Origin of the sequence: Allobosea sp., from assembly GCF_017308015.1 — a bacterium.
GTDB lineage: Bacteria > Pseudomonadota > Alphaproteobacteria > Rhizobiales > Beijerinckiaceae > Allobosea.
In genome coordinates, this window is sequence record NZ_JAFKFW010000013.1 from 111616 (window position 1) to 121623 (window position 10008).

The 10008-nt window shown below is 66.4% G+C and carries 10 protein-coding genes; 5 read left to right on the forward strand and 5 right to left on the reverse strand.

Annotation, left to right across the window (positions count from 1 at the left end):
- Nucleotides 1–8 precede the first annotated feature (8 nt).
- Both lptC and J0I42_RS12830 read right to left on the reverse strand, forming a co-directional pair.
- Nucleotides 9–785, reverse strand: a complete 777-nt coding sequence (gene lptC / locus J0I42_RS12825; RefSeq protein ID WP_291655247.1) for an LPS export ABC transporter periplasmic protein LptC — start codon at nucleotides 783–785, stop codon at nucleotides 9–11.
- Between the two features lie 156 nt (nucleotides 786–941).
- On the reverse strand, nucleotides 942–1556 hold the full coding sequence (locus J0I42_RS12830) for a ribonuclease D (protein ID WP_291655248.1): 615 nt from the start codon (nucleotides 1554–1556) through the stop codon (nucleotides 942–944).
- Nucleotides 1557–1792: 236 nt separating this feature from the next.
- On the opposite strand from J0I42_RS12830, the gene J0I42_RS12835 reads away from it, so the two are divergent.
- Genes J0I42_RS12835 through J0I42_RS12845 form a run of 3 tightly spaced genes read left to right on the forward strand, consistent with a single transcriptional unit; the run spans nucleotide 1793 to nucleotide 4084 of the window.
- Complete coding sequence (locus J0I42_RS12835) at nucleotides 1793–2221, forward strand: DUF805 domain-containing protein (protein WP_291655249.1); 429 nt, start codon at nucleotides 1793–1795, stop codon at nucleotides 2219–2221.
- Nucleotides 2218–3429 carry a succinyl-diaminopimelate desuccinylase gene (gene dapE / locus J0I42_RS12840; RefSeq protein ID WP_291655250.1) on the forward strand — a complete coding sequence of 404 codons (1212 nt, stop codon included), beginning with the start codon at nucleotides 2218–2220 and terminating at the stop codon, nucleotides 3427–3429. Before J0I42_RS12835 ends, dapE begins: the two co-directional genes overlap by 4 nt.
- Nucleotides 3430–3487: 58 nt before the next feature.
- A complete protein-coding gene (locus J0I42_RS12845) occupies nucleotides 3488–4084 on the forward strand; it encodes a hypothetical protein (protein WP_291655251.1) in 597 nt (198 codons plus the stop codon).
- Between the two features lie 12 nt (nucleotides 4085–4096).
- Here J0I42_RS12845 and truA read toward each other — a convergent pair whose 3' ends face one another.
- From truA to def, 3 genes are all read right to left on the reverse strand, one after another.
- A complete protein-coding gene (gene truA, locus J0I42_RS12850) occupies nucleotides 4097–4840 on the reverse strand; it encodes a tRNA pseudouridine(38-40) synthase TruA (protein ID WP_291655252.1) in 744 nt (247 codons plus the stop codon).
- A gap of 53 nt (nucleotides 4841–4893) precedes the next feature.
- Complete coding sequence (gene fmt / locus J0I42_RS12855; RefSeq protein WP_291655253.1) at nucleotides 4894–5823, reverse strand: methionyl-tRNA formyltransferase; 930 nt, start codon at nucleotides 5821–5823, stop codon at nucleotides 4894–4896.
- 172 nt (nucleotides 5824–5995) lie between these two features.
- The gene (gene def / locus J0I42_RS12860) at nucleotides 5996–6535 is read right to left on the reverse strand and encodes a peptide deformylase (protein WP_291655254.1); all 540 of its coding nucleotides are present in this window, start codon (nucleotides 6533–6535) and stop codon (nucleotides 5996–5998) included.
- Between the two features lie 115 nt (nucleotides 6536–6650).
- Between def and J0I42_RS12865 the strand changes: the two genes are divergently transcribed.
- Together J0I42_RS12865 and J0I42_RS12870 are read left to right on the forward strand one after the other, a co-directional pair.
- Nucleotides 6651–7835, forward strand: coding sequence for a DNA recombination protein RmuC (locus J0I42_RS12865; protein WP_291655255.1), 1185 nt, complete (start codon nucleotides 6651–6653; stop codon nucleotides 7833–7835).
- Between the two features lie 308 nt (nucleotides 7836–8143).
- A partial coding sequence (locus J0I42_RS12870) for a HAMP domain-containing methyl-accepting chemotaxis protein (protein WP_291655256.1) occupies nucleotides 8144–10008 on the forward strand: 1865 nt, incomplete at its 3' end.

A 10008-nucleotide genomic window follows, 5' to 3' on the forward strand; every position in this document is an offset into this window, starting at 1 on the left:
TGGTCATTTCACTGCCTCTTCCCGTTACCAGCATCGCCGGCCGGCACTGCATCCGCGGGGGGAACCCGGTCCGCGTTCAGCAGTTCCAGCATCGGCTTGCTGCCCTCCCGCTCGGGGCCGGCGATCGTCCCTGCCGGCGCGTTCCGGATGAAAACCCGTACCCGCCCCTCGAAAGCGATCAACTCGCCATTGTTCCTCACGTCAAGTGTGTCGGCATCGACTGTGGTCTCGCCGAGACTGACCTTGACGGGTTCCTTCGAAACCACCGCACCGGATTTGAAGTCGACATCGGCGGTCCTCATCTGCATGTCGTGACCGTTCTCGGTACGGATCTTGACGTCATCGATCAGGCGCAGCTTCTCCTTCTGCGTATCGAACAGACCCGTCTTGGCGTTCACGGTCACCCAGCCCTCGCGCTCCATCTGGATGCGCGCCGTCAGGGTCTGAAGCTCGACCTGCGTCGGATTGCGGATCTCCTGGAAGGCGTTCTCCGCGGTCACCTGATAGGGACGATTGTCCTTCCGGTACCCGGAGAGCTTCGGTGTCTCCATCTTGACCTTGCCGCCGGTGATGCCGACCGAGCTGACCGAGACATTGGCCAGCTTGCCGCCGAGCGGCGAGAGAAAGGGCACCACGACGAGCGCCAGGACCAGCGCCACGGCGGCCACGGGAATCACGCGGCGCAGGAGATGCACCAGCCGCGTATGACGCCGCGCCGCGCCGAAGGCGGCGCGCCGACGCAGCGCCTGCGCGGACAGCCTCGCCGCCGGGTCGTTGTAGGTCATTGCCAAAGTCATGTCCCGCGCAATGGCAGCCGCTCACGGCATTTTCGTGTCACAGGACGGCCGCATCGCGCCCCCGCGCGACTCGTCCATGCGGGGCCGAGCGCATGTCCGGCGCCCCACCTGCGCGCAGACTGACGCAAGAAGCCTTCAAAATTGTCAAGTGTGGGCGAAGATATCCGTCTCGCCCCAGCCGGCGAGATCGAGCTCGGCGCGATGGGGCAGGAACCGGAAACAGGCCTGTGCAAGATCCCGGCGGCCTTCGCGCGCCAGCATGGCCTCCAGCTTCTCGTGCAGCGCATGGAGATGCAGCACGTCGGAGGCAGCGTAGGCGAGCTGGGCCTCGCTCAGCGTGTCCGCACCCCAGTCGGACGACTGCTGCTGCTTCGACAGTTCGACACCGAGCAGTTCGCGCACGAGGTCCTTGAGCCCGTGCCGATCAGTATAGGTGCGGGTGAGCTTCGAGGCGATCTTGGTGCAGTAGACCGGCATTGTCACCACGCCGAAGGCATGCCTGAGAACCGCGACATCGAAGCGGGCGAAGTGGAAGAGCTTCAGCACCCCTGGATCCTCGAGCAGTCGGATCAGGTTCTTCGGCCGCTCGCCGCCCTTCGGGATCTGCACGACATCGGCGGTGCCGTCGCCGCGCGACAACTGGACGACGCAGAGCCGGTCCCGATGCGGATTGAGGCCGAGCGTCTCGGTGTCGATCGCGACGCTCGATCCGGCATCATAGCCGTCCGGCAGATCGCCGCGATGGAAACGGATGGTCATGCTCGAAACCTCACTCGGGCCGCGCCAACGCGCCCTTCGACTGTACTTTACGGAAACGGAAAACCACAGGCCGCGCGCCGATGGCACCACGCGTTTCGCAGCTAGCGGCCCGCCTGACGCCGTTCAAGCGTTTTCTGCCGGGGGGATAAACTCTTAGGCGCCTCGTTAACCTTTTATTCACCATAGGCTTCAACCCGACGGCAGACCATGCGACAACCGCCATCGGAGTTCACCGCATGTCCCTGATCCGCCTCTTCAGCGATTTCGACGGCCGCATCGGCTTGCGGCCCTTCTGGCTCGGCAGCATCGCAGTGGCGCTGACACTGCTCGCCATCGAGCGAACCCTGCCCCACCTGGCGGATCGTCACACCGCGATCACGATCACCGCCTTCATCAAGGCCTTCGCCCTGTTCCCATGGGCCGCGCTGGCGGCCAAGCGCGCCAATGACCGCGGCAGCACGCCGCTATTCGGCATCCTCCTGATCTGCGCGATCGTGCTTCCGGAACATCTGAGACCCCTTGTCTCGATCGGCTGGCGCCCATCGCTGGAAGCGATCGCGACCATGGCCTGGGTCGTCGCCTTCGTCGATCTCGGCCTGTTGCCGTCTGCTGCGCACCGGGACAGGGTTGCGGCTTCGCCTGCGGGTGCTAAAGCGGCGGAATGAGCGCCGCATCGATCCTTCCCTTCCCCGCCCTTTCTCTCGACCCGACCGACCCGGTAGCTCTGACGCAGGCACTGGTCCGCTGCCCTTCGGTGACGCCAGAGGAAGGCGGCGCGCTCACGCTACTTGCATCCGTGCTGTCGGCCGAAGGCTACGAGGTCCATCGTCCGGTCTTCAGCGAGCCCGGCACGCCCGATGTCGAGAACCTCTATGCGCGTATCGGCAGCACGGCTCCGGTCTTCGTGATCGCCGGGCACACCGACGTCGTCCCCGTCGGCGACGCGGCGGCCTGGACGCGCGAGCCCTTTGGCGGCGCGATCGAGAACGGCACGCTCTACGGGCGCGGGGCCTGCGACATGAAGGGCGGGCTCGCGGCAATGGTCTCGGCCGCGATCCGCTACCGGCGCGACAATCCGGATGCCCCCGGCTCGATCGCCTTCCTGATCACCGGCGACGAGGAAGGTCCCTCGGTCAACGGCACGGTCAAGCTGCTTTCCTGGGCGCATGAACGCGGCGAGCGCTTCGACCACTGCCTCCTGGGCGAACCCACCAATCCGGCAACGATGAGCGACATGATCAAGATCGGCCGGCGGGGCTCGCTGACCGGCACGCTCACCGTGCAGGGTACGCAGGGGCATGTCGGCTATCCTCATCTCGCCGACAATCCGATCCGCGGCATGGTGCGCCTGCTCGCCGCCCTGGACGCCGCCCCCCTCGACGCCGGGACCACACATTTCGACCCGAGCAATCTCGAAGTGACGACGCTCGATGTCGGCAACCCCGCGACCAACGTGATCCCGGCGCAGGCGAAGGCGGCTTTCAACATCCGCTTCAACGATAGCTGGGCCCCGGAGACGCTCGCAGCCGAACTCGAGCGGCGCCTGCACAAGGCGGCCGGCAACCAGGTGCGCTACGCGCTCGAGATCCAGCCGACCAATGCCGTCGCCTTCCTGACCGAGCCCGGCCCGTTCGTCGCGCTCGTCGCCGATGCGGTCGAGGCCGAAACCGGCATGCGCCCGGCGCTCTCGACCACGGGGGGCACCTCCGACGCGCGCTTCATCAAGAACTATTGCCCCGTCGTCGAATACGGCGTCGTCGGCAAGACGATGCATCAGATCGACGAATCCGTCGCCGTCGCCGATCTCATGGCGCTCGAGCGGATCACGCATCGTTTGCTCGCCAGTTATTTCGCAGCGCACCGCCGGGCTTGACGCAGGAATTTCACGGGCCATTATCCCCTTCTTAGACGAAAGTCTAAGATTGCAGGTCATGGAGGCTGTGATGCGGCTGGCGGCCGATGATGTCGCGCGTTCACTGCGCGGTTCCTGGCGCCTGATGACGCGGGGTGCGGAGGCCCTGCCGGAACTCGACCTGACACGGGACGGGTTCTGGCGCTCTTTCCTCGCCTTCGCGCTGATGCTGCCGGCGACCATCGCCATTCTCGCCGCTGTGCGGCTCACCGCCGGGTTGCCGAACAGCGCCGGCCTTTTCACCGCACCGGCGCTGGCCCTGTCCGTCATCGCCGCGCTGGCCCTGACGATCCTGGCGGTGCCGGCCCTGTTGATCGCGCTGCGCCCGGAACTCACGCAGCGCCCGCGCTTCACCAGCTTCGTCATCGCCTGGAACTGGTCCGGCATCGTGTCGGCAAGCCTGATGGCGATCCCGGCGGCGATCTTCGCGATCGGCTGGGCGCCGCCCGCACTGGCGATCGTGCAGTCTCTATTCTTCGCCGTGATCGTGCTGCGGCTGCGCTATTGCGTCGCGCGAGCGGTCTTCGGGCCGGAAAGCCGCAGCATCGCCACGACGCTGGTCGCCGCCAGCGTGATGCTCGACTATGGGGTTAGCCGGCTGTTCGGCCTGTTCTGAAGCGGCCTCGCCTTATCCGGCATAGTCGACGCCAGCGAGATAAAGCCCGCAGGACGGCGCCAAAGCCGCACATTGCGAGCGGTCACGCGCCGCCAACACCTTGCCGACCTTGTTCTCCGGCCAGCGCCCCATCCCGACCATCTTCAGGCAGCCGACGATGGAACGGACCTGATGATGCAGGAACGAGCGGGCGTGGACATAGACCACAATCTCGGAGCCTTCGCGGCGGACGTCGCAGCGGTCGAGCGTGCGGATCGGGCTGTTGGCCTGGCATTCGGCCGCGCGGAAGGTGGTGAAGTCGTGCTGGCCGAGCAGCGCCTTGGCCGCGCGGTCCATCGCCTCGTGATCGAGCTTGACCGGCACATGCCAGACCCGATCTCGCTCCAGCGCCGGCTGGGCCCGGCGATCGAGGATACGGTAGACGTAATAGCGTCGCCGCGCCGAAATACGGGCATCGAAATCGTCAGGCGCCAATTCGGCGCTGAGCACGGCGACCGGAATCCGCTTCAGCCGGGCATTAGTCGCGTCGCGCACGACATCGGTGCGCCATTCCCTGTCGATATCGACATGAGCGACCTGATGGGTGGCGTGGACTCCGGCGTCCGTCCGGCCGGCGCAGTGCAACCTTACGGGATGGCCGCAAAAGGCCTCGACCGCCTCCTCGACGCTCTGCTGCACGGACGGGCCGTTGAGCTGGCGTTGCCAGCCCGAGAACGGCGTGCCGTCATACTCGATGACGAGCTTGTAGCGCGGCATCAGAGCCGGCCACGAAAAAGTGCGGGGCGGTTTTCGGACAACGGCCTGCTCATCTAAAGCTTACTGCCGGCCCCGAGCCGGGCGCCGCGCAGGAACTCGGCCCCGCTCATCGGCGCCTTGCCGGCGCGCTGAACCTGCAGGAGCTTGACCGCGCCAACCGCGCAGGCGACCGTGCCCTCGTCGTCGAGCAGCGTGCCGGGCTCGGCCGCGCCTCCGGCGCGCGCCGTGCGCAGGATCTTGAGCCGCTCCGGCCCCTTGCCAAGGTCGATCTCGGCGAAGGCGCCGGGGAAAGGCGAGAGGCCGCGCACGAGATCATGGACCTGCTGGGCAGGCAGGGCCCAGCTCAGCTTCGCCTCGGCATTGGCGATCTTGCTGGCATAGGTGACGCCCTCCTCCGCCTGCGGCGTGAACTGCAACCCGCCGCGCCCGAGTGCCGCGAGCGCCCGCACCATCAGATCGGCACCAAGGAGGCTCAGTTGATCGTGCAATTCACCGGCAGTCATATCCGGGCCGATCGCCAGCTTCTCCACCATGGCAACGGGGCCGGTATCGAGACCTGCTTCCATCTTCATGACGCAGACGCCGCTCTCGCCATCGCCGGCCATGATCGCCCGCTGGATCGGGGCGGCGCCGCGCCAGCGCGGCAGCAGCGAAGCATGAAGATTGAGGCAGCCGAGCTCCGGCAGATCGAGGATCGCCTGGGGCAGGATCATGCCATAAGCGACGACGACGGCGACATCGGCCTGGTGCGAGGCGATGATCTCGGCCTGCTCCGGCGTCTTCAGCGTCGCGGGAGTGAAGACGGGGATGCCGAAGCGCTCGGCGGCGCGATGCACCGGCGAGGGCTTCAGTTCGAGGCCGCGGCCGGCCTGCGCCGGGGCACGGGTATAGCAGGAGACGACCTCGTGCCCCTGGCCGACGATCTCGGTCAGCACCGGCACGGCGAAATCCGGCGTGCCCATGAAGATGACGCGCAAACTCATACGCTCGACCTTACCTTGGCCCGGCTCGACACCGGGAAGAATAGAACAGGCCTGATCCTGAGGCGCAGCCGGAGGCGGCATCTCGAAGGATGGCCCTGCCGCCTCCCGAAGCATCCTTCGAGACGCCACATACCGCAGCTCCTCAGGACGAGGGCGCGATAACGACCGTTCGCTACGCAGCCCGCTCGCGCTTGGCCGCCTTGGCGAATTTCTTGGTGACGCGCTCGCGCTTCAGGCGCGACAAATGGTCGATGAAGAGCACGCCGTCGAGATGATCGATCTCGTGCTGCAGGCAGGTGGCGAGCAGGCCGTCGGCCGCGATCTCCTGCACCTTGCCGTCGAGGTCCAGGTAGCGGACCTTGACCGCGGCCGGGCGCTCGACCTCCTCGTAATATTCAGGGATCGAGAGGCAGCCTTCCTCATAGGCGCTGAACTCGTCCGACGACCAGGCGATCTCCGGATTGACGAAGACCTGCGGCTTCCTGGGCTCCGGCTCCTCGCCCTCCTTCGCCTCGGGCTTCGACAGGTCGATCGTCACCACGCGCAGCGGCACGCCGATCTGGATCGCCGCGAGCCCGATGCCGGGCGCATCGTACATCGTCTCGAACATGTCCGCGACCAGCGCCTTGATCTCGGGCGTGACGGCCGCGACCGGCTTGGAGACGAGGCGGAGCTGGGCGTCGGGCAGGATGACGAGCGGGCGAATGGCCATGGGATTCCGGAGGAAAAGAGCTGTTGAACCCGGGACATAAGCATTTGTGGAAGAGCGGTCAAACTGTTCCGCTTTCGTTCGCTATTTCGAATCGAATCGTCTAGGCTCGCGGCGGATGAACGAGATCGCCTTCACCTTGCTGGAACGCCCGGTATCCTGGGCCGAGGCCGCGCTCGGTTTCGGGGCGGCGAGTCTCGTCCTGCTGGTGATGGCGGTGATCGCCGGATGGCGCGGCGGCAAGAGCCGCGCCATCGAGGCCGCGATGGCGGCGGAACGCGCCCGCGAGATGGACGACAAAATCGCGGAGATGAACCGGCAGCAGGCGGAGCTTGCCGGCCGGATGCAATCGATGGCCGAGATCCTCTCGACCCGACAGGGTGATCTCGCGCGACTCGTGGCAGACCGGATCGAGGGCTTGAGCCACAAGGTTGGACAGAGCCTCGAGCAGAATGTCCGTCAGACCTCCGAGAGCCTCGGCAAGCTGCAGGAGCGGCTGGCTGTGATCGACAGCGCCCAGAAGAACCTGACCGACCTGACCTCGGAAGTGGTGACGCTTCGGGACGTGCTTTCCAACAAGCAGGCGCGCGGCGCCTATGGGCAGGGGCGGATGGAGGCGATCATCCGCGACGGCCTACCCGCCGCCTTCTTCGCCTTCCAGCCGCAGTTGTCGAACGGCAAGCGGCCGGATTGTCTTGTCACGCTGCCGGGCGACGGACGCGGCCTGGTCATCGACGCCAAGTTTCCGCTGGAGAGTTTCACGCTGCTGCGCGAGGCGCGCGGCGACGAGGCGAAGAAGGCGGCCGGCCAACGCGTGCGCAGCGATGTCGGCGTACATGTGAAGGATATCGCGGAGCGCTACTTCCTGCCCGGCGAGACGCAGGACGTGGCGCTGCTCTTCGTGCCATCGGAATCGATCTATGCCGACCTGCACGAGCATTTCGACGATGTCGTGCAGCGGGCGCACCGGGCCCGCATCATGATTGTCTCGCCCTCGCTCCTGACTCTCGCGATCCAGTTGATGCAATCGCTGGTGCGCGACGCCCGGATGCGGGAGGAAGCGCAGGTCATCCAGAGCGAGGTCGGCAAGCTGCTCGACGATGTGCGCCGGCTCGGCGAGCGCATCGACAGGCTCGACACCCATTTCCGGCAGGCGCAGGACGATGTCGGCCAGATCAAGACCTCGGCCGGCAAGGTCACCAGCCGCGCCGAGAAGATCGGCGCACTCGAATTCGACGACGAGAAGAACGAGCCGAGGCTGCCTTTCGCCAAGGGACTGGAACTCAAGCGCGCCGCAGAATAGGCGCCGACGCTCCCACGCGCGCAGGCCATTCGAACGGTATGTGATGCCGGGGCGGCGGCGCTTCGCTCAGCTCTCGCCACGCGCAACCGATGCGAAAGCGCCGAACCGGACGGCAAGAGCCAGCGAACCCTGCGTCATTAGAACAGCTTTAAGCATTACCGGTAAGAATTCCGGGCTCTGGCCAGACCCAATACGTTCGAATGCCGACCCGGACCAGGAAAACGTAAAGCCCGTCTAAAATCCAGCCTCTTGACCACGCCTGCCGCCTCCGCCCACATCGCGAACGACGTCTTCCCAGAAGGTCCGTCATGACAATGAGCATCAAGACGAAGCTGGCAACCGCGCTGGTTGTCCTGGCATTGTGCGTCCTCACCATCGGCGCATGCGGATATCTGGCGCTTCGATCGGTCACGGAACGGGTCGAGAGCGTCGTTCAGAACAGCGTCATCCCGATCGAACAGCTGCGGACCGTCAGCGACATGTACGCGGTCAACATCGTCGATACGATCTGGAAGACGCAGACCAATCAGGTGACCTGGACCAAGGCCCTGAAGAACGTGCAGGACTCGGTCGGCAACATCGAGAAGAGCTGGACGACCTACCTGACAAGCGCGACCGAACCCGATGAAAAGCGCCTGGCCGAAGAGGCCTCCGCGCTGATGGGAACCGGCAACGCCGCGATCGGCAAGCTCACGGTCATCCTGAAGGAGCGCGACGAAAGCGCCTTGCGCCATTTCGCCTCCTACGAACTCTACGACATGATCGACCCGATCACGAACAAGCTCGCCGAGCTGACCACTCTGCAGAATGCCCAGGCGCAGGAACAGGGCGCGCAGGCCCAGTCGATCGCCCGTTACGCCAGCCTGTTGCTGCTGGCCGTAGCCGGCGGCGCTTTGCTGATGGGCGCACTGACTCTGGCCTTCGTCATTCGCGGCGTGGTGCGCCCCCTCGGTGGCATGACCGATGCCATGAAGCGCCTTGCCGGTGGCGAGCAGGACGTCACCGTCCCCAGCATCGGCCGACGCGACGAAATCGGCGACATGGCGGGAGCGCTGCAGATCTTCCAGGAGAATGCGGCGCGCGTGCGCGCACTGGAGGAACAGGAGCGGGCTGCGGCATCTGCGCGGCTCGCCCGGGCGCAGTCGATGGAAGCGGTTGTGTCGGATGTCGGGGAGGTCGTCGCGGCGGCCGCAGCCGGCGATTTCTCGGCCCGGCTCCAGATCGATGATGCCGACGAGCAGATGCAGCGGCTCGTCGCCGGCATCAACGAGATCAACGCGGTCGTCGACGGCGCGACGACGGAATTCGCCGAGGCCCTGTCGGCGATCGCCGGCGGCGACCTGACCAACCGGGTCGAGACGGCCTATCGCGGCCGCTTCGCCGATCTCAAGGGCGCGATCAACGAAACGGTCGACCGTCTGTCGGACACGGTCGCGACGATCCAGACGACCTCGGCCGATGTCGGGCTGGCCGCACGCGAGATCAACATGGGCGCCGACGACCTGTCGAAGCGCACCGAGGAGCAGGCCTCCTCGCTGGAGCAGACCGCCGCCACGACCGAGGAGCTCGCAGCCTCGGTCAAGGCCTCGGCCCAGGCCTCGAAGGATGCCGCGCGGATCGCCGACGAGGCGATGCAGGCGGCCGAGAACGGCGGCGCCATCGCCGGCCAGGCAGTCGACGCCATGGCCCGCATCGAGAGTGCCTCGCAGAAGATCTCCGACATCATCCGGGTGATCGACGACATCGCCTTCCAGACCAATCTGCTCGCGCTCAACGCCGCGGTGGAAGCCGCCCGCGCCGGCGAGGCCGGCAAGGGCTTCGCCGTCGTCGCCTCGGAAGTGCGCACGCTGGCGCAGCGCTCGGGCGAGGCGGCCAAGGACATCTCCGGGCTGATCTCATCGTCGAACGCCGAGGTCGGCGAGGGCGTCAAGCTGGTGCGCCAGGCCGGCGACCAGCTCGCCCGCATCCTCGCCGCCTCGCAGAAGGTCGCCGCCACCATCGCCGACATCTCGGCGGCCTCCGGCGAGCAGGCCAACGGTATCGACGAGATGAGCCAGGCCGTCGCCCATCTCGACGAGATGACCCAGCAGAACGCCGCCCTCTCCGAGCAGAGCGCGGCCTCGGCCGGCTCCCTCTCCAGCCGCATCGAGCAGCTCAACGCCCTCGTCGCAGC